The organism is Haloferax sp. DFSO52, from assembly GCF_048158745.1.
In the GTDB taxonomy this organism is placed as follows: Archaea; Halobacteriota; Halobacteria; order Halobacteriales; family Haloferacaceae; genus Haloferax.
Genome location: NZ_JBLOPB010000002.1, coordinates 779,449 through 798,235, shown reverse-complemented (window position 1 = coordinate 798,235; position 18,787 = coordinate 779,449). Strand labels below are relative to the sequence as shown.

General features: G+C 60.9%; 17 protein-coding genes and 2 tRNA genes. 9 read left to right on the top strand and 10 right to left on the bottom strand.

The window, feature by feature from the left end; all coding sequences use genetic code 11:
• Positions 1–68 precede the first annotated feature (68 nt).
• From ACK3SC_RS13550 to ACK3SC_RS13530, 5 genes are all read right to left on the bottom strand, one after another.
• Positions 69–1,487 (bottom strand): sodium-dependent transporter, encoded by a 1,419-nt coding sequence (locus tag ACK3SC_RS13550; RefSeq protein ID WP_416840719.1) that lies wholly within the window; start codon positions 1,485–1,487, stop codon positions 69–71.
• A gap of 194 nt (positions 1,488–1,681) precedes the next feature.
• Positions 1,682–3,019 carry a sodium-dependent transporter gene (locus ACK3SC_RS13545; RefSeq protein ID WP_416840718.1) on the bottom strand — a complete coding sequence of 446 codons (1,338 nt, stop codon included), beginning with the start codon at positions 3,017–3,019 and terminating at the stop codon, positions 1,682–1,684.
• A gap of 253 nt (positions 3,020–3,272) precedes the next feature.
• Positions 3,273–3,980 (bottom strand): SDR family oxidoreductase, encoded by a 708-nt coding sequence (locus ACK3SC_RS13540; protein ID WP_416840717.1) that lies wholly within the window; start codon positions 3,978–3,980, stop codon positions 3,273–3,275.
• Between the two features lie 144 nt (positions 3,981–4,124).
• Positions 4,125–5,090: an NADPH:quinone reductase gene (locus ACK3SC_RS13535; protein ID WP_416840716.1), complete on the bottom strand. Its 966-nt coding sequence runs from the start codon at positions 5,088–5,090 to the stop codon at positions 4,125–4,127.
• Positions 5,091–5,167: 77 nt separating this feature from the next.
• Positions 5,168–5,452, bottom strand: coding sequence for a hypothetical protein (locus ACK3SC_RS13530; protein ID WP_416840715.1), 285 nt, complete (start codon positions 5,450–5,452; stop codon positions 5,168–5,170).
• A gap of 217 nt (positions 5,453–5,669) precedes the next feature.
• Between ACK3SC_RS13530 and sucC the strand changes: the two genes are divergently transcribed.
• Entirely contained in the window at positions 5,670–6,815 is a 1,146-nt protein-coding gene (gene sucC, locus ACK3SC_RS13525; protein WP_416840714.1) for an ADP-forming succinate--CoA ligase subunit beta, read from the top strand.
• Entirely contained in the window at positions 6,812–7,681 is an 870-nt protein-coding gene (gene sucD, locus ACK3SC_RS13520; RefSeq protein ID WP_416840713.1) for a succinate--CoA ligase subunit alpha, read from the top strand. The genes sucC and sucD overlap by 4 nt, the downstream gene beginning before the upstream one ends.
• 90 nt (positions 7,682–7,771) lie before the next feature.
• On the opposite strand, the gene ACK3SC_RS13515 is transcribed toward sucD, so the two are convergent.
• A complete protein-coding gene (locus tag ACK3SC_RS13515) occupies positions 7,772–8,080 on the bottom strand; it encodes a zinc ribbon domain-containing protein (RefSeq protein ID WP_416840712.1) in 309 nt (102 codons plus the stop codon).
• A 385-nt stretch (positions 8,081–8,465) separates the two neighbouring features.
• On the opposite strand from ACK3SC_RS13515, the gene ACK3SC_RS13510 reads away from it, so the two are divergent.
• Positions 8,466–8,903 (top strand): CBS domain-containing protein, encoded by a 438-nt coding sequence (locus ACK3SC_RS13510; protein WP_416840711.1) that lies wholly within the window; start codon positions 8,466–8,468, stop codon positions 8,901–8,903.
• A 79-nt stretch (positions 8,904–8,982) separates the two neighbouring features.
• Positions 8,983–9,459 (top strand): DUF2062 domain-containing protein, encoded by a 477-nt coding sequence (locus tag ACK3SC_RS13505; RefSeq protein ID WP_416840710.1) that lies wholly within the window; start codon positions 8,983–8,985, stop codon positions 9,457–9,459.
• Between the two features lie 27 nt (positions 9,460–9,486).
• On the opposite strand, the gene ACK3SC_RS13500 is transcribed toward ACK3SC_RS13505, so the two are convergent.
• The 3 genes from ACK3SC_RS13500 to ACK3SC_RS13490 form a co-directional block, all read right to left on the bottom strand.
• Positions 9,487–9,930 (bottom strand): hypothetical protein, encoded by a 444-nt coding sequence (locus ACK3SC_RS13500; RefSeq protein WP_416840709.1) that lies wholly within the window; start codon positions 9,928–9,930, stop codon positions 9,487–9,489.
• A 329-nt stretch (positions 9,931–10,259) separates the two neighbouring features.
• Positions 10,260–10,334, bottom strand: a tRNA-Val gene (locus ACK3SC_RS13495).
• A gap of 45 nt (positions 10,335–10,379) precedes the next feature.
• Positions 10,380–10,454, bottom strand: a tRNA-Val gene (locus ACK3SC_RS13490).
• Between the two features lie 239 nt (positions 10,455–10,693).
• Between ACK3SC_RS13490 and trpD the strand changes: the two genes are divergently transcribed.
• From trpD to trpG, 4 genes are read left to right on the top strand one after another with little or no spacing between them, the layout of a single operon-like run.
• Positions 10,694–11,689 (top strand): anthranilate phosphoribosyltransferase, encoded by a 996-nt coding sequence (gene trpD / locus ACK3SC_RS13485; protein ID WP_416840708.1) that lies wholly within the window; start codon positions 10,694–10,696, stop codon positions 11,687–11,689.
• Between the two features lies 1 nt (position 11,690).
• Entirely contained in the window at positions 11,691–12,362 is a 672-nt protein-coding gene (locus ACK3SC_RS13480) for a phosphoribosylanthranilate isomerase (RefSeq protein WP_416840707.1), read from the top strand.
• Positions 12,359–13,954 (top strand): anthranilate synthase component I, encoded by a 1,596-nt coding sequence (gene trpE / locus ACK3SC_RS13475; RefSeq protein ID WP_416840706.1) that lies wholly within the window; start codon positions 12,359–12,361, stop codon positions 13,952–13,954. The genes ACK3SC_RS13480 and trpE overlap by 4 nt, the downstream gene beginning before the upstream one ends.
• Positions 13,951–14,565, top strand: coding sequence for an anthranilate synthase component II (gene trpG, locus ACK3SC_RS13470; RefSeq protein WP_416840705.1), 615 nt, complete (start codon positions 13,951–13,953; stop codon positions 14,563–14,565). Before trpE ends, trpG begins: the two co-directional genes overlap by 4 nt.
• Before the next feature lie 56 nt (positions 14,566–14,621).
• Here trpG and ACK3SC_RS13465 read toward each other — a convergent pair whose 3' ends face one another.
• Positions 14,622–14,834: a hypothetical protein gene (locus ACK3SC_RS13465; protein ID WP_416840704.1), complete on the bottom strand. Its 213-nt coding sequence runs from the start codon at positions 14,832–14,834 to the stop codon at positions 14,622–14,624.
• Between the two features lie 534 nt (positions 14,835–15,368).
• Here ACK3SC_RS13465 and ACK3SC_RS13460 point away from each other — a divergent pair.
• Complete coding sequence (locus ACK3SC_RS13460) at positions 15,369–18,470, top strand: adenosylcobalamin-dependent ribonucleoside-diphosphate reductase (RefSeq protein ID WP_416840703.1); 3,102 nt, start codon at positions 15,369–15,371, stop codon at positions 18,468–18,470.
• The last annotated feature ends 317 nt before the right edge of the window (positions 18,471–18,787 follow it).

The window sequence follows — 18,787 nt, the reverse complement described above, 5'->3', positions numbered from 1 at the left end:
ATACGAAGCCTGGATGACAGCGTCTGCGGAGGAGAACTGGAGGTGAAAAATCGGAGACCGAAGCGTCGTTAGATAACCGAGCCGGGGCGACGCAGGCCGGCGAACGCGACAGCGCTCGCGGCGACAGAGACGAGGACAGTCGGCCAGAAGCCGATGGTCGTGTCCACGCCGAAGTGTGTCAGGAGCGTGAAGACGAGGAACAACGGGAGGACGACACCGGCCCCGAAGAGCCACGGCGTTGCGAGTGCGCGACCGACCGACCCAGCACCGGATGCGAACTCCTCGAGCGCGTCACGGCCCATGACCCACCCGATGAAGAGCAGGAAGGCGGCGAGGCCGGCGGTCAAGAGGATGTTGACGAGCGTGCCCGCGACGAATCCGAAGATAGCCGGGTTGAACGCACAGACAGTCCCCGTCACGGCGACGAGCGTCGTCATGCCGACCACTGCCTGCTTGCGGGAGATGTCGTACTCGTCGACGAGGAACGCGACGGGAATCTCCAGCATGCTGATGGAACTCGACAGCGCCGCGAGCGTCACGACGGCGAAGAATGCCGTCGCGATGAGCGTGCCGGCGGGAAGTTGCGAGAACGCACCCGCGAGGCCGACGAACAGTGCGCCGGGACCGGTCCCCGTCTCGGTTGGGTTGATACCCTGTGAGAACAGCAGGGGGAAGACGACGAGGCCGGTGATGACGCCGACGCTCGTGTTGAGGACAGCGATAGCCGCGCCGTCGAAGGGAAGTGAGCGGTCTTCGTCGAGGTACGAGGCGTAGGTAATCATCGTCCCGGCACCGAGCGAGAGCGTAAAGAGGGCCTGTCCGGCGGCAGGACCGAGGATGGCGAAGAAGTTCTCGGAGATGACCGAAGGGTCGAACCGGAGGAAGAATGCGTATCCGGCCGCGGCGTTCGGTTGGGTCGCGGCCCACGCTGCGAGGCCGACGAGCAGCACGAGAATCGCGGGCATCATGAGTTTGGTTCCCAGTTCGATTCCTTTGCGGACGCCCGCGAACACGATGAGGGCGGTCAATCCGAGGAACAGGAGGTGGTAGAGCGCGGCATCCGCGCCGGCGGAGACACCGCCGAAGTATTGGCCGGGGTTCGTGAAGTAGGCGGGATTCCCACCGACGACAGCTGCCCCGCTTTCGAGGAGGTACCGGAGAATCCACCCGCCGACGACGCTGTAGAACGACAGCAGCGAGATGCCGGCGATAACCGAGAACGCACCGACGTATCCCCACGTTTTCGACCCGGAGAGGTCACGAAGTGCGCCGACTGGTGATTTCTTCGCCCGGCGGCCGATGACGAACTCACCGAGGAGTCCGGGGACTCCGACCAGCAGTACGATTGCGAGATAGACGACCAGAAATGCACTGCCACCGTTTTCTGCGGTCTGCCACGGGAATCGCCAGATGTTCCCGAGGCCGACTGCGCTTCCGACGGCGGCGAGGATAAATCCAAGCCGTGTTGCCCATGTTTCTCGTGCCATTGGCTCTCATTCCCCGTTCGCCCCTCAAATGACTTTCGAACTGAAAAACCGTCATCGCAGAAATTTAACGGCTTTACCCCATCTATGCGCAATTATCAACACCAAATTGCCGAAAAATAAGCCTTGCCACTGACGATTCGTAACTGCTCAAAAATGGAACGTGTTTCTGCCCGATGCGACGAGAACTCGTCGCCTCAGAGCGGCGGGATGATGGCCGGGTTCTCGCCGAGGAAGAGGGTCTGGAAGCCCAGCGCCAGCGTGACGACGACGGCCACGATGACGAGCGTGCGGGCGAGCCAGAGCCACGTCAGGCCGACTCCTTCGCCGAGTCCGCTGCCCTTCATCAGTTCGTCGATGGCCGGTGCGCCGTAGACCCACGCCGCGAAGACGAGGATGCCGAGGACGCCAACCGGCAGGAAGAACTTGTACGCGAGCGTGTCGAACCAGCCGAGCCACGCCGTGTCGAGTGCCGACGGGACGCCGAGGAGGAAGATGATTCCACCGAGGAGGGTGGCCACCTGCGGACGCGACACGTCGTAGTTGTCGATGGCCCACGCGACGACGACTTCGAGGAGGCTGATCGCCGACGAGAGCGCCGCGATGAGGACGACTGCGAAGAAGACGACGCCGATGATGCGTCCGGCAGGCAGGCTTCCGAACGCGCCAGCGACGCTGATGAACACCGCACCCGCACCGCTCGTGTTGGGGTCGATACCCTGTGCGAACAGCAGCGGGATGACGACGAGACCAGCGAGGATGCCGACGAAGCTGTTCAGGAAGACGATGGTGATACCGTCACCGAACAGGCTCTCGTCGCCGTCGATGTAGGACGCGTAGGTAATCATCGCACCCATCCCGAGCGAGAGCGAGAAGAACGCCTGGCCGACTGCGAACGGGACGATTTCACCGAAGTTCGAGGCGAGTGCGTCGAAGTTAGGCGACAGGAAGTACGCGTAGCCTTCGGATGCACCGGGGAGTGTGAACGCGAAGATAGCGAGTGCGCCGAGGATAACGACGATACTCGGGACCATCAGTTTCGTTGCCTTCTCGATGCCGTCTTCGATACCTGCGGCGACGATGCCGATGACGAGCGCCATGAAGACGGCGTGGAGCACGAGTGCGTCCATGCCGGCGGAAATCTGGCCGAAGTACTCTGCTGGTGCACCGAAGTACGCACCGGTCACACTGCCACCGAGATATCGGAGGACCCACCCGCCGACGACGCTGTAGTACGAGAGAATCCAGAACCCGGTGAAGAGGCCGAGTGCGCCGACGATACGCCAGTTCTTGTAGCCGAGTTTCTCGAAGGCGCTGATTGTGTTGAGGTTACTCTTCCGCCCGATGACGAACTCGGCGAGGATGGTCGGAAGACCGATACCGAGTGCGGCAATCAGATAGACGATCAGGAACGACGCGCCACCGAACTGCGCAGTCTTGAACGGGAACTGCCAGATGTTCCCGAGGCCGACTGCACTGCCGACGGCAGCCAGGATGAATCCTGCCCTGGTTGCCCATGTTTCTCGTTCACTCATTTCTATCCCACTCTTGCCGATGTGGGTGTGATAAATGACGCGGTATGCAGTCGCATATCGGAGTGAAATTCGACATAATTCTCTAACCGAAGATAAATGATGGGACGTTTGTCCGGATTTTTCGCCTACTTCACCTCTATTTTCTAACGTGTGTCGTGTTCGTGAATCGCTCACGTGGTGTGTAAAAATCCGTGCGCGAAACTGTGGAAATATGTGGCATGGTTGGTAATATTATGCCCCGCGGTTGAGACTATCACACCTCGCCATAGACGGGGACGGCGGCCCCACTCGTCGCGGACGAGGCATCCGAACAGAGGAACAGAACGGTCTGGGCGATTTCTTCTGGCCTGACCCATTTGTCGAAGTCAGCGTCGGGCATCATCTCGCGGTTCATCGCAGTGTCGATGACACTCGGCATCACCGCGTTCGCCCGCACGAGGCCTTTGTTCTCTTTCGCAATCGTTTCGGTGAGGAGTCGAACGCCTGCTTTCGACGCTCGATAGATGCCGTCTCCGGTTCCGCCTTCGAGTGACGAGCGAGCAGAGACACTCACGATGGAGCCCTCAGTCTCTTTGAGGTGCGGGATGGCGTGTTTCGACGCGAGGAACATCGTCTTGAGGTTCACGTCGAAGAGGAAGTCGAACGTCCCCACCTCGGTTTCGTCGAGAGGTGTTCCACCACGCCACGTTCCTGCGATGTTTGCGAGGTGGTCGATGCGACCGAAGTCGGAAGCGATGGCGTCGACGACGCGGGCAACGTCGGCTTCGTCGGTGAAGTCACCCTCGTAGAACCGGACGCCGTCCGCGTCGAAAAAGCCGTCTTCGTCGTCGGGTTCGACGACATCCGCGGCGGCGACGTTCGCTCCCGCGTCGTGGAATGCTCGCGCGATTGCACCGCCGAGCGCGCCGCTGGCACCGGTTACGAGTGCGACTGTCCCATCGAAATCGTAGGTCACGTCCATATCCGTGTCCTACGTCAGCATTGCCCATAATTCGGTCGCGGCAACGTGTGTCCAGAACCCGGTCGCGGAAACGCGTGCCCACAATTCGGTCGCGGCAGTGTGGCCGCCGCACGCGTCGACTCCAACAACAGAGCCGGTCAGTGCTCAGGGCGTGATGACGAGTTTCCCGAGGAAGCTATCTTCCATCACAGCACGCTGTGCTTCGGCGGCCTCGTCGAGGTCGTAGGTTCGTGCGACGTCGATTTCGAACTCGCCCGCGTCGACCATTCCGGCGAGTTCACACAGTGGGGCGGCGAGTTCCGGGGTGTTGAACATACTCATCATCGTGATCGAGAGGTCCTTCCCACGCGCGGACGACGAGAGGTCGAACCCGACCTGTGGGTCGTTCTCGCCGATACCGACGATTCGGCCACCAGTCGCCGCGACGTCGGCGTCGAACTGGAGATAGTCGTCGAGGCGGTGGTCGAGCGTCAGGTCGACGCCGTCACCGACCGCGGCGTCTGTGACTGCCTCAGCGAGGTCGTCGCGGTTGTAATCGAGTACCACGTCTGCACCGAGTTCCGACACGCGTTCGTGGTAGTCGGGTGCCGCGGTTGCGACGACGTGTGCGCCTGCCGCTGCGGCGAGTTGGACTGCGGCGTGGCCGACGCCACCCGACCCACCGTGAATCAGCACCGTCTCACCGAGTTGCATCTCTCCGTGGTCGACGAGTGCGCGCCACGCGGTGACGCCCGCGACGCCCGCACCACCGGCAGCGACGAGGTCGGCGTCGTCTGGGAGCACTGCGAGACGGTCGGTCGGGACGGCAGCGAACTCTGCGTAGCCGCCGTAGTGGTCCTTCCCGATGCCGGTTCCGACGACGGCGTCGCCTTCCTCGAAGTCCGTCACGTTCGGTCCGACTGCGGCGACGTCGCCCGCAACATCGACGCCGGGAATCATCGGCATGGCGAACGGTTTGTACGACCCTTCGCGGAAGTAGGTATCGACGGGGTTGACACCCGCCGCGACGACTTCAACGAGGACTTCGTCGTCCTGTGGTTCTGGTGTGTCGATATCGTCTACTTGCAGTACGTCGCGTCCGCCGTGTTCGTGGAATCTGACCGCGCGCATGACTGGATGTGAGTCGGCATCATTGATAAAATCGGACACAGCGGCCAACCACGAAGCGTATCCGCCGAAGCCAGCAATTAGCCGAGAATCGAGGCGTAGAGGAACACAGCCCCGCCAACGACGACACCGAGAACCAGCAGTGCCAGCATGAGGCGTCGTTGCGTCGGCGTCAGTGGTGTCGGATTCAGCGTCTGTTCGAGCGCGTAGCCCAACGCAGTCCCCGTCGCGACGAAGATAACGAGGAGTATCGTTATCTCTCGGGTCATCCACCACCCGACTGCACCCAACACGAGGCCGAACACCATCCCGATTACCCACCCCGTCCCTGCCGGTACACGTCGGTCTGTCGCCTTCGTCGCCATACAGAGCGTACGTCGTCTCACACCTAACACACGCCGATATTCCTCAGCTAGTGAGAACGGAACCACCGGTACTGTGGGGTTCGTAAGCGCCACTCAGCAGGACTGGTTGAAAATATTAATTTTCCCACGAGTACTCCCCACTCGGCGAATTTCGCCGGATTACGCAAACCGAGATGGATGGGATTTAAGCGCGTGCCTTCCCCTCCCACGGATGGTAATGAAGCTTCACGAATACCAGGCGAAGGATATCTTCGCTGAGGCAGGGATTCCGGTCCCAGAGTCCCGTCTCGCGTCGTCTGTAGACGAGGTTATGGAGGCGGTCGAGGACATCGGATACCCGGCTGCAATCAAGGCACAGGTTCACGTCGGCGGACGTGGCAAGGCCGGCGGTATCAAAATCGCCATGGACGAAGACGAAGCTCGGCAGGCCGCCGAGGACATCCTCGGGATGGACCTCAAAGGCTACACCGTCGAGAAGGTCCTCGTCGAGGCCGGCGTCGACTTCGAGAACGAACTGTACGTCGGTATCACGATGGACCGCGGCGAGGGCAAACCCGTCGCGATGGTCTCGACCGAAGGTGGCGTCAACATCGAGGAAGTCGCCGAGGAGAACCCCGACGCCATCGCACGCGAACACATCGACCCCGCGTTCGGTCTGCACCCGTATCAGGCCCGCAAAATCGTCTTCGACGCGGGCATCCCGCGTGACGTCGCGTTCGACGTCGCCTCGTTCCTCTCGACGCTCTACGACCTCTACGAGTCGAACGACGCGTCCGACATCGAAATCAACCCCGTCATGATCACGTCCGACCGCGACGTCGTCGCCGCGGACGCCGTCATGAACATCGACGACGACGCGCTCTTCCGCCACGAAGACCTCGCGGCGATGGAAGAAGACTCCTACGAGGACGAGCTCGAAGCCAAGGCTGGCGAATACGGCTTCGACTACGTCCGTCTGTCGGGCAACGTCGGTATCATCGGCAACGGTGCCGGCCTCGTCATGACGACGCTCGACCTCGTGGACTACTTCGGTGGCAAACCCGCCAACTTCCTCGACATCGGCGGCGGCGCGAAGGCCGAACGCGTGGCGAACGCGCTGGACATGGTCTTCTCCGACGAGAACGTCGACTCCGTCGTCTTCAACATCTTCGGTGGTATCACCCGTGGCGACGAGGTTGCCAAGGGTATCAACGAGGCACTCGAAAGCTTCGACGAGATTCCGAAACCGGTCGTCGTCCGCCTCGCAGGCACGAACGCCGAAGAAGGCATGGAGATTCTGAACACGGACCTCGTACAGGTCGAAGGGACGCTGGAGGATGCAGTCCAGCGTGCCGTCAAGAACGCACAGGAGGTGTCCCAATGAGTATTTTCGTCGACGACGACACGCGCGTAGTTGTACAGGGTATCACCGGTGGGGAAGGCCGCTTCCACACCCAGCAGATGATGGAATACGGCACGAACGTCGTTGCCGGCGCAGTCCCCGGCAAGGGCGGTCAGGAAGTCGAAGGCGTCCCCGTCTACGACACCGTCTCGCAGGCCGTCGAAGAAGAAGACGCCAACGCGTCTGTCGTCTTCGTCCCGCCGGCGTTCGCTGGTGACGCCATCTTCGAGGCACTCGACACGGACCTCGACCTCGTCGTCGCCATCACCGAAGGTGTCCCCACGCAGGACATGGCCAAGGTGAACAAGCGACTCTCCGAAGTCGACACCAATCTCATCGGCCCCAACTGCCCGGGCATCATCACGCCCGGCGAGGCCAAACTCGGTATCCTCCCCGGCAACATCTTCGAATCGGGGAACGTCGGCCTCGTCTCGCGCTCCGGAACCCTCACGTACCAGGTTGTCTCGAACCTGACCGAACGCGGCATCGGCCAGACCACCGCAATCGGTATCGGTGGCGACCCGATCATCGGTACGTCGTTCGTCGACGCACTCGAAGCGTTCGAGAACGACCCCGACACGAAGGCCGTCGCCATGTGCGGTGAGATCGGTGGCGAAGACGAAGAACAGGCCGCGAAGTTCATCGCGGAGAACATGGACACGCCCGTCGCTGGCTTCATCGCCGGCCGCACGGCACCACCGGGCAAGCGTATGGGTCACGCTGGCGCTATCGTCTCCGGGTCCGGAACCGGCACCGCAGAGTCCAAAATCAACGCCCTCAACGACGCGGGCGTTCCCGTCGGCGACACCCCGAACGAAGTCGCAGACCACATCGAAGACTTCCTCTAAGTCTTCGCTCTCTCTCTTCGTTTTTCGACGCTCGAGCGACTGCTTCGGGACGGCACCGTGACCGGGAGTTCGAAGGAACGGGCGACTCCGTCACCGACCGACCCGATTTCTCAATCGCGTCCCACACAACCCACACCGAGTGCTTCCGGCGACGTTCGGCGCGCCGCACTCCGCGCAGGGAATCATCCGCTGACGCGATTTTTCCTGTGCCGTTCGGAGGAACGTCGTCGGGTCGACTGACGTTCCCATCTCGTGAGTGTCTTCGTCGAGTCTGTCGAGAACTCGTTCGACGAGCGCATCCTCTCGCATCCGGTCGAGGAGACGGACGAATCCGACGAACAACAACGACGGGGCGACGATGCAAACGCCCGCCACCACGAGTCGGAGACCAATATCCATGGGATACGCTAGCGTCCGACACATGTATCGATATCGGCGTTATCGACCGTGATGGTCTCGGGGAGTTGAACGGAAAGTTATCGGAGTTGATATTCGAGTGGACGGATTTATGCGCACCATTCTGGTTAGGTTCGGTAATGGCTAGTCCTACCGGCACGGAGAGAACTATTCGGCTACGGCCCTCGGTTGATACGAATCGAGTGTTCTATTCTCCATCCAGAACCGCTCTCGATCCGACGCTCAATTCGACGCTCGATTCGACGAGTATCGGTTCTAAATATCATACAGCAGAACCAGAAACGGCTGTCAAGATACGACGTGCCTCGACGACGAACGCCGATTCGCACCCAGTCACTGCAGTTCGGGTGTCCGACGACGACTGACGATGCGGGTCGACGAAGTCATGACCGAAGACGTGGCGACGATCGGCGTCGACTCCAGTGTCGCCTCGTGCGCACGGTCGATGCTCCATCACGGCGCAGGAAGTGTCGTGGTGACCACCGACCGCGGGCCAGTCGGTATCGTCACCGAATCTGACGTTCTCCGTGCCGGTGTCTCCAGCGACACGCCGCTGTCTTCGATTCCGACTCGCGCGGTCATGTCGCATCCGATCAAGTGGATCCGTCCGGACTCGACGAATCGGATGGCCGCACAGAAGATGCGCGACGAGCGCGTGAAGAAACTCGTCGTCGTCGACGGAACGGAGATGGTCGGCATCGTGACTGCCACCGACATCGCCTTCCACGTCTCCGACGTCGCCCGTGGCGTCGGAGAGATGATGGAACTCAAGAGCAAGTGGGAATCTGACCGGCGATTCAGATAGTCTCGAACTCCTGAATTCGATAGAGAGCGTCTCGCACGGCGAAGAGTTGATAGTACACACGCCCATCTAGCCGGTACCTGTGCGCCAGAGAGTAGCGTCGATTCGTGGCCGTGTGTGGTCGGGAATCGAACGTGCCTTTGCAGCCGAACACACGCCCCACGAGATTGCGGTGAGTTTCGCGTTCGGTGTGTTCTTCGTCGCGATGCCGACTGCCGGCACGGCGCTCGCACTGTTCGCACTCATCGCCTACTTCTTCGAGCGAGCGAGCAAACTCGCGCTTGCCTCCACACTCGTCATCTTCAATCCCCCCGTCAAGTTCGCCGTCTACGGCGCGAGTTTCTGGGTTGGGTCGTACATCCTCGGCCCCGTTCCTGGTGTGTCAGTCTCCGACGTATCGCTCAACTCGGGATTCGATATCCTCTCTCGACAACTACTCGGAAACACGATTCTCGCACTCGCGATGGCCGTCGTCGGGTACGCCGTCGTGTTGCAGGTGGCGCGAATGTACAAGCACCGGGCGGTTTCGCCGCCAGCGTTGCTGCCGGCGGACGATTAAGGAGCTTTGTAATTGACACGTATCTACCTACGCAACGAAGTTGCGGACGAAAAACGAAACCAATTGTAAGCTGAATCCAACAACTAGTAAAATCCCGAACACAACTGAGAGTCTATCTCTAAGACTCCTAGCAAACTCGGTCTCGAACTTCTCTATCGCATTTTGGACTACCGCCTGATTATATTCCTCTTCGTGACCAGATGCGAATTCAATCACCACCTTATCACCAAGTAGTGTATCCGTCTCTTCGTAGTCAAACGATTGGATGTCACCGTGGATGTACGGGTCAAAGACCTCGGCAAGGAATTTAAACGAATTCGTATCCTCATCGAGTCGACCTTCAGCTCTCAGGTCGTCGTAGGCTTCTCGGGCTGGCTCACTGAAGTCTTTAGTAACCCAACGGTTGGTTTTGTTCAAAAACCACTCGGTTCCCCCCATCGCCAAGAGGAGAGCGGCGATGAAGTCAATCAAGAGTCCACACAATCCTAATGCGGTCCACCATCCCGGGAATGCCAGCTCGATTTGAATTAAACCATTCAACATATTACTCAATTCTAAATTGTCAACACATAATATAATCCTGGAGTAGAAATTCTAGATGACTCTTCGTTAGTACGAATGGTTGACTGCTGGAAGATAGGCGATGTCGTGACTTAGGGCAGATTTGAACTTTGGTCGCTCCTTTCAGTCGCTCCCGAGTTCAAATCACCCGTCACCATTTTCGATTCCACAGACTCCTCGCTCCACTTCGTTCGCTTCGCTCACGGAAGCGTCGCTCAGAGTTGCGAGGAATCAGAAAATGGGTTGGGGCAGATTTGAACTGCCGGCCTCCTCCATGTCAAGGAGGTGTCATAACCAGACTAGACCACCAACCCGGAGTTGCGAACATCGACCGAACTCCGAAAACGTGGGAAGTGTAGTGGGTTGGGGCAGATTTGAACTGCCGGCCTCCTCCATGTCAAGGAGGTGTCATAACCAGACTAGACCACCAACCCGGTTACGGTGCTTCCCACGCCCGTTCGGACGTACTTCTCCGTTACCCGGGGTTACAATTTAAGCTTTCGAATCCGACCACGTGCGGCGATTCCTCCCGTGGTACGTCTGTGCACCATACACGGGCGATTCGACACACAGCGCGACCGTCCGAATCCGGCGAGTTTCGCCAGCCCGACATCCTTAAGTCGATGTACGAATTTGTACATCATAACACGAACACGTACACTGGTGATTACCAATGCAAGATTACATCGAACGCGTCACTGCTGGTTCTGATTTGACTGTCGAGGAGGCGCGCGACGCCGCACGCGCTGTGTTCGAGGATGCGACCGAGGCGCAAATCGGTGCCCTCCTCACGGGACTGCGGGCGAAGGGCGAGACTGAAGCCGAAATCGCAGGATTCGCACAGGGGATGCGCGACGCCGCGCTTACTATCGAGCCATCTCGTGACCCACTCGTCGACACTTGCGGAACCGGTGGCGACGACTACGACACCATCAACGTCTCCACGACGAGCGCGCTCGTGGCCGCCGGTGCGGGCGCGGCAGTCGCCAAACACGGCAACTACTCCGTCTCTTCGTCTTCTGGGAGTGCCGACGTGCTCGAAGTCGCCGGAGTCAACGTCGAAGCCGACCCCGAATCCGTCGAGCGGTGTATCGACGAAAACGGCGTTGGCTTCATGCTCGCCCCCGTGTTCCACCCCGCGATGAAGGCCGTCATCGGCCCGCGGAAAGAACTCGGCATGCGCACGATTTTCAACGTCCTCGGCCCGCTGACGAACCCCGCCGGAGCCGACGCACAGGTACTCGGTGTCTACGACCCCGACCTCGTGCCGATTGTCGCTCGCGCACTCGCACACATGCCTGTCGAGCGCGCTCTCGTCGTCCACGGCGCTGGCATGGACGAAATCGCGCTCCACGACGCGACGACCGTCGCAGAAGTCGACGGCGAAGACATCACCGAATACACGCTCACACCCACAGACCTCGGCCTCGACCAGGCTCCAATCAGCGCCGTCGCCGGTGGGTCACCACAGGAGAACGCCCGTGACCTCGAAGGCATCCTGACGGGAGACGTGACCGGAGCCAAACGGGACCTTATCCTCGCCAACGCAGGCGCTGCCGTCTACGTCGCTGGCCTCGCAGACTCGCTCGATGCTGGCGTCGACGTTGCCCGCGACGCTATCGACTCCGGTGCCGCAATAGCCAAACTCGACGCGCTTCGGGAGGCGTGAGATGGTCCGTGTGAAAGTCTGCGGGGTCACCCGCGAGACGGACCTCCGCGTCGTCGCCGACGCTGGTGCAGATGCTGTCGGCGCAATCTGCGAAGTTCCCGTCGAGACACCGCGTGAAATCTCGCGCGAACGCGCCCGCGAACTCTTCGATGCGGCACCACCGTTCCTCTCGACGACGCTCGTGACGATGCCCGACTCCGTCGACCACGCCCGCGAACTCGTCCGCGAGGTCAGACCCGACGTCCTCCAACTCCACGGCGACTTCTCGGCAGACGAACTCGCGTCGCTGCGCGACGAAGGCGTTCGGGTCGTCCCCGTCGTCGAAGCAACTGACGTGGCGCGTGCGCGCACGCTCGCCCCTGCTGTGGACGGTATCCTCGTCGACACCCCCTCTGATTCAGGTGCCGGCGGAACCGGCCAGACGCACGATTGGGACGCCTCACGCGCGCTCGTCGACGCAGTCGATGTCCCCGTGATTCTCGCCGGCGGACTGACTCCCGGTAACGTCGCCGACGCGATTCGAACAGTCTGCCCTGACAGCGTCGATGTCGCCAGCGGCGTCGAGGCCTCCGGCGGAGTCAAAGACCACGACGCGGTTCGAACCTTCGTCACCGAGGCCCAGAACGCACAAACCGACCAGAACGCAGAGGACCACGAGGAGGTGCCCGCGTGACGCGACCAGAAACCAGTCGTGAAGCGTTCGTCTCTGCTGTCGCCGACTACGACGAACCCGTCGTGACGCATCTCGTGACCGACCTCGACGTGGATATCGACCCACTCGCGGCGTACACGGCACTCGCAGACCAGAGCGAGTACGGATTCCTTCTGGAGAGCGCCGAGAAAGTCTCGTCGAGCAACCCACAGGGTGCGTTTTCTTCACCCGCAACGACGGCCGATTCGCACGCGAGGTTTTCGTTCGTTGGCTACGACCCCGAAGCAGTCGTCACAGTCGGCCCGGACGGAACCGAGATAACTGACCTCGGCGGCCCGGCAGCGGCGTTCGTTCGCGAAACCGACGGCGACGTACTCGATTCGCTTCGCGGCGCACTCCCAGACCTTCCGCGCGTCAACTTCCCCGAGATGGAGCGCCAGACGCTCACCGGTGGGCTCGTCGGATTCCTCGCCTACGAAGCCGTCTACGACCTCTGGTTGGACGAAGTTGGCCGCGAGCGACCCGAGACTGACGACCTCGACGCCGAGTTCGTCCTGACGACGAAGACGCTCGCGTTCGACCACCGCGAAGATACAGTCCGACTCGTCTGCACGCCGGTCGTCACCCCAGACGACGACGTCGCAGCCGTCTACGACGCCGTCGTCGAAGAAGCTGAAGCGGTCAGTGAGACGCTGACAACTGCTGACGACCCCAAACCCGGCGGATTCGAACGAACCAGTGCAGAGGCTGGATCGCGAGCGTCCTACGAGGCCGCAGTGAGAAAGACGAAAGAGCACGTCCGCGACGGCGACATCTATCAGGGCGTCCTCTCGCGCACCCGGAAACTCCGGGGACAGATCGACCCCGTCGGTCTGTACGCCTCGCTCCGCGAGGTCAACCCCTCTCCGTACATGTACCTGCTTCGCCACGGAGACCGACACGTCGTCGGCGCGAGTCCAGAGACGCTCGTCTCCGTTCGCGGTGACCGCGTCGTCGTCAACCCCATCGCGGGGACGTGTCCACGCGGGTCCGGCCCGGTCGAAGACCGCAGACTCGCTGGCGAACTCCTCGCAGACGGAAAAGAACGCGCCGAGCACACGATGCTCGTCGACCTCGGGCGCAACGACGTTCGCCGCGTCTCGACGCCGGGAAGCGTCCGCGTCGAGGAGTTCATGAGCGTCATCAAGTACAGTCACGTCCAGCACATCGAGTCGACCGTCTCTGGCGTGCTCGACGCCGAGTTCGATAGTTTCGACGCCACTCGTGCGACGTTCCCCGCCGGAACCCTGACGGGCGCGCCGAAGGTTCGTGCGATGGAGATTATCGACGACCTCGAAGACGACCCGCGTGGCGTCTACGGCGGCGGCGTCGGCTACTACTCGTGGACTGGTGACGCCGACATGGCAATCGTCATCCGGACGGCGACGGTCGAAACCGACGGTCACGAAGACGTCGTCACCGTCCGCGCGGGCGCTGGAATCGTCGCTGACTCGGACCCTGCTTCGGAGTACGACGAGACCGAACAGAAGATGGGTGGCGTCCTCGACGCACTCCGAAATATCGAGTACGAATCCGCGAGTTCTGGGGTCGGACAGACGGAGGTCCCACGATGACGCGCGTCGTCGTCGTCGACAACTTCGACTCGTTCACGTACAATCTCGTGGAGTACTTCTCCGAACAGACAGTCGATGGCGAACCGCTCGACATCGTGGTTCGAAAGAACACGGCCACACTCGACGAGATTCGCGCCCTCGAACCCGACGCACTCGTCATCTCACCCGGTCCGGGTCACCCGAAAAACGAGCGCGACGTGGGCGTCACGACTGCCGTCCTCACGGAACTCTCGACGGAGATTCCGACGCTCGGTGTCTGTCTCGGCCTCGAAGCGGCCGTCTACGCCTACGGCGGAACGATTGGCCACGCACCGGAACCGATACACGGCAAGGCGTTTCCCGTCGACCACGACGGCGCGGGTGTCTTCACCGGCATCGAAGACGGATTTCCTGCAGGCCGGTATCACTCACTCGTCGCGACCGAAGTCCCCGACTGTTTTTCGGTGACGGCGACCACGGACCACGACGGTGAGTCACTCGTCATGGGTGTCCGACACAGAGAGTACCCACTCGAATGTGTGCAGTTCCACCCCGAGAGCGTCCTCACGGGGTCGGGACACGGAGTTGTCAGAAATTTCCTCTCGGCAGTCGCCGGGTTCGACGTCGCCTAACGAATAACGGCAACCTGTCGGTCGATTCCACTTCGTCTCGTATCCTCCTTCGTCGTCTAGATGACGTTGATGCCGAAGAACGACAGCAACAGCAGCAATCCGACGATAATCGCCGCGATAGTGACGAGACGCCATGCGACTTTTAACACGAGACGGCCGACGAGGATGACGACCGCAATCGCGGCGAGGACGAGGAGAATCTGCCCGAGTGGTCCAGAGAGGAATCCGCCGAGTTGCAACGGCACGAGTGCGAGGGGTGATAGTACCATATCCGGATATGTTACCGGCGAGGTGAATAAGTTTGCTGCACGATATCGTGGGTCAGCCATGGGAGACTCACATGCCCGAAATCGGGTGTTCTCAGCCCCCACTAAAACCCCGATGTAAAAAATATACGCTTTGTGATAATTCTGGCCTTTATGTTTGTCATAGGTTCCTTTATATTACGGGCCAAAACGCGTGACACACACCCATGTGACTGTTTCAGAGGCCTCTCGTCCCCCCTCGTATTCTACTGCATTTCCGGATATCGTCTGTCGATTACATGGTGTATTATTTCACTTCCGCTCCGCTCTGGCTACCGTTATGTGGTCTGCTCTCCTCTAGAGAAACTGTGCGTTTCGGAACCGGGTTGTTCCCCTCCACTTAACTGCACAATATGTGATAGTTTCGGGGGTGAAACGCCCCGGAGTCCGAAGCCTTAACCGACCACGTCCCACACACCAATATCGTCACAATGAGCGGACTTTCACGAACCCTACGACACCACGCCCGAACACGCCTCGGGCGGGAGGTACAGTAAGATGAGCGACACAGAACTCTCGACGGACGAACTCGTCCTGCCGGTCAAACGGACCGAAGGAGAGACGCTCGCAGAACGGATGACTGGCAACGCCTACAACAACATCCTGCCTGCGCGGTATCTCCGCAAAGACGCCAACGGCGACCCGATCGAGACGCAGGAAGACCTCTTCCCTCGCGTTGCGAAGAACATCGCCCTCGCCGAGGCAGTCTTCGAGGCCGAACAGCGAGACATCGAAATCACCGTCACGCCCGACCTTCTCAAGCCCGACCACCCGCGCCGTGACGAACTCGCCGCAGAAGTCTTCGGAACAGGCGTCACAGCCGACGACACCGACGCCGAGACGACGCTCTCGGTCTACAACGTCAACAAGTTCGCGTACGACACGCTCGTTCCCGAACTCCCCGAGGAGATTCGCGACGTCGTCGTCGAAAAGCGCGCGACGTTCCAGGACATGATGGAACAGCTCTCCTTTATGCCGAACTCGCCGACGCTGATGAACGCTGGCGACGAACTCCAGCAACTGTCGGCGTGTTTCGTCGATTCCCCCGGTGACGACATCACCGACATCCACCAGACCGCGAAGGAGGCCGCAGAGGTCTTCCAGTCCGGCGGTGGCATGGGCTACGCGTTCTGGAAACTCCGCCCCTACGGCGACGCAGTCGGATCGACCGGTGGTATCGCATCCGGCCCCATCACGTTCATGCGAACGTTCGACCAGATGTGTGAGACCATCGCGCAGGGTGGTGCCCGCCGTGGCGCGCAGATGGGCGTCATGCGCGTCTCGCACCCAGACATCATCCAGTTCCTCCACGCGAAGAACAAGGACGTCTCGCTGGCGCACACGCTTCGTCTGAACGACCCTGACGACTTCACGCACACGAAGTTCGCAGACGCGCTCGAAGAAGCACGCGAACTCATCGACGAGGACGGACGTGTCCCCAAGCACCTCCGGAACGCCGTCGAAGGCCACCTCTCGAACTTCAACATCTCCGTCGGCATCACCGACGGCTTCATGGAGGCGCTCTACAACGACGAGGAGTTCGTCTTCACCAACCCGCGTACCGAAGAACCGCACATCGCCACGCCTGAGACGAAGGAAATCTACGACATGTTCGGCCTCGGCGAGCACGTCGAAGTCGGCGAAGTGCTGTCGATTCCTGCCGCCAAAATCTGGAACCAGATTATCGACGGCGCGTGGGAGAACGGCGAACCGGGTGTCGTCTACCTCGAACGCGCGAACAAGGAACACTCCTTCGACGTCGAGAAACACCCCGACCACCGCATCCTCGCGACCAACCCGTGTGGCGAACAGCCGCTCGAAGAGTACGAGGCGTGTAACCTCGGTCACATCAATCTCTCGACCCTCGTCGACGTGGACGCGCCCGACTGGCGCGTCTGGTACGCCGAACACGGCGACGAGTACGACGACCGCTCGGCCGCTATCGACGCCTTCCTCGAAGACGCTATCGACTGGGACGAGTTCGACTACCGCATCGAAAACGGGACGCGCTTCCTCGAGAACGTCGTCACGATGTCGGACTTCCCGGTCGAGAAGATCGAACAGAAGGTCCGCGAACTCCGTAAGATTGGCCTCGGCATCATGGGTCTCGCGCAGCTCTACATCCAACTCGGCGTCCGCTACGGCTCCGACGAGGGCAACGAGATGGCGCGTCAACTCATGACCCACATCAACCACCAGTCCAAGTGGGCCTCCCACGAACTCGCAGAAGAGCGTGGGTCGTTCGAGGCGTGGGCCGACTCCAAGTACGCCAACCCGACCGAGTACCGCGAGTGGTTCGAACATCACACCGGCGAATCCGCCGACGACTGGGCAGACGGCTTCCCCATCCGCAACCACAACACGACGACGATTGCCCCGACGGGCACCACGTCGATGGTGTCGAACACCACGGGTGGTTGTGAGCCGATTTACAACGTCGCCTACTACAAGAACGTCTCCGACGACGTGCAGGGCGACGAGATGCTCGTCGAGTTCGACGACTACTTCCTCCGCGTGCTGGAGGCCAACGACATCGACGTCGAGGCCGTCAAGCGCGAGGCACAAGAGCAGATGGCGAACAACGAGTTCGACGGCGTCTCCTCGCTCTCGTCCGTTCCGGACGCTATCTCCGAACTGTTCGTCGTCACGGCCGACCTGACCGGCCTCGAACACGCCGGTGTCCAGTGTGCCCTGCAGGAGGGCGTCGACTCCGCCATCTCGAAGACCTGTAACTTCCCGAACTCCGCGTCCAAGGAGGACATGGACGAAGTCTACCGCTACATCTACGACCACGGCGGCAAGGGTGTCACCGTCTACCGTGACGGCACCCGCTCGAAGCAGGTCCTCACCACGCGTGCGAAGAACACCGAGTTCTCCGACGACGAAGAGGCCGCAGAAGCCATCGTCTCGCAGATTCGCGACGTGTTCGGCGACGTGGAAGCCTTCCTCGAATCCGAGGAAGCTTCCGACCTCATCGGCGACGAACTCGAACTCGCCTTCGCCGACTCGCCCAGTGAGGTTGGCAAGAAGCGCCCCCGTCCGGACGTGCTCTACGGCGTCACCCAGCGCATCGACACGGGCTACGGGAAGCTCTACGTCAACATCAACGAAGACGAGAACGGTGAACCGTTCGAACTGTTCGCCAACATCGGTAACTCCGGTGGCTTCACTGCGTCCTTCACCGAAGCGCTCGCGAAGACCGTCTCCACGTCGCTCCGCTCGGGTGTCGACCCCGAAGAGATTGCGAACGAACTGAAGGGCATCCGGAGCCCGAAGGTCGCCTGGGACAAAGGTGAGCAGATCAACTCCATCCCGGACGCCATCGGCACCGCGATGCGCCGGTACCTCAACGGTGACATCGACAAGGGCTACCCACGGCAGAAGAACCTGACCGAAGTCGAAGCAGAGGCCGCCAAGGCTGACGACACCAACACGGACGGTGGCGTCGCCGTCGACGATGGTTCCAGCGAGAAGACCGACGCGACCGCAGACCTGCTGGCCGCCGGCGAGAGTCCTGAGTGCCCAGAGTGTGGAGAGATGAACCTCTACTACTCCGAGGGCTGTAAGACCTGCCAGAACTGCGGCTGGTCCGAGTGCTGAACGCGACGTAACCAACACGCCGGTCCGGCAACCGGCACTGCGACGTTCTTTTCTTTCGACCGCTCGACGCACTGCCGAGTCGAGAGTCTGAGCTAGTCAGTTTCGTCAGGAGCCTCGGTTGCGACGCGCCAGCAAGACGAGATGTCCGAACCACGAAGCGCCACCAAGACGCGATGTCCGTGCTCTCAAACGACACGATGAACGTGAGTATATCTCTCTTGTTCCGTCGCTCAAGCGCACTCTGGGGCCACTGACTCGTGATTGTGTGCTGTAGTCGTTCTTCTCTGCGTCGTCGACTTATCGGCCGTCGAATCGTC

Bases quoted from the DNA above. Each gene is read 5' to 3' on its own strand.
- ACK3SC_RS13550 (WP_416840719.1), bottom strand. From the start codon at position 1,487: ATGGCACGAGAAACATGGGCAACACGGCTTGGATTTATCCTCGCCGCC.
- ACK3SC_RS13545 (WP_416840718.1), bottom strand. From the start codon at position 3,019: ATGAGTGAACGAGAAACATGGGCAACCAGGGCAGGATTCATCCTGGCT.
- ACK3SC_RS13540 (WP_416840717.1), bottom strand. From the start codon at position 3,980: ATGGACGTGACCTACGATTTCGATGGGACAGTCGCACTCGTAACCGGT.
- ACK3SC_RS13535 (WP_416840716.1), bottom strand. From the start codon at position 5,090: ATGCGCGCGGTCAGATTCCACGAACACGGCGGACGCGACGTACTGCAA.
- ACK3SC_RS13530 (WP_416840715.1), bottom strand. From the start codon at position 5,452: ATGGCGACGAAGGCGACAGACCGACGTGTACCGGCAGGGACGGGGTGG.
- sucC (WP_416840714.1), top strand. From the start codon at position 5,670: ATGAAGCTTCACGAATACCAGGCGAAGGATATCTTCGCTGAGGCAGGG.
- sucD (WP_416840713.1), top strand. From the start codon at position 6,812: ATGAGTATTTTCGTCGACGACGACACGCGCGTAGTTGTACAGGGTATC.
- ACK3SC_RS13515 (WP_416840712.1), bottom strand. From the start codon at position 8,080: ATGGATATTGGTCTCCGACTCGTGGTGGCGGGCGTTTGCATCGTCGCC.
- ACK3SC_RS13510 (WP_416840711.1), top strand. From the start codon at position 8,466: ATGCGGGTCGACGAAGTCATGACCGAAGACGTGGCGACGATCGGCGTC.
- trpD (WP_416840708.1), top strand. From the start codon at position 10,694: ATGCAAGATTACATCGAACGCGTCACTGCTGGTTCTGATTTGACTGTC.
- ACK3SC_RS13480 (WP_416840707.1), top strand. From the start codon at position 11,691: ATGGTCCGTGTGAAAGTCTGCGGGGTCACCCGCGAGACGGACCTCCGC.
- trpG (WP_416840705.1), top strand. From the start codon at position 13,951: ATGACGCGCGTCGTCGTCGTCGACAACTTCGACTCGTTCACGTACAAT.
- ACK3SC_RS13465 (WP_416840704.1), bottom strand. From the start codon at position 14,834: ATGGTACTATCACCCCTCGCACTCGTGCCGTTGCAACTCGGCGGATTC.
- ACK3SC_RS13460 (WP_416840703.1), top strand. From the start codon at position 15,369: ATGAGCGACACAGAACTCTCGACGGACGAACTCGTCCTGCCGGTCAAA.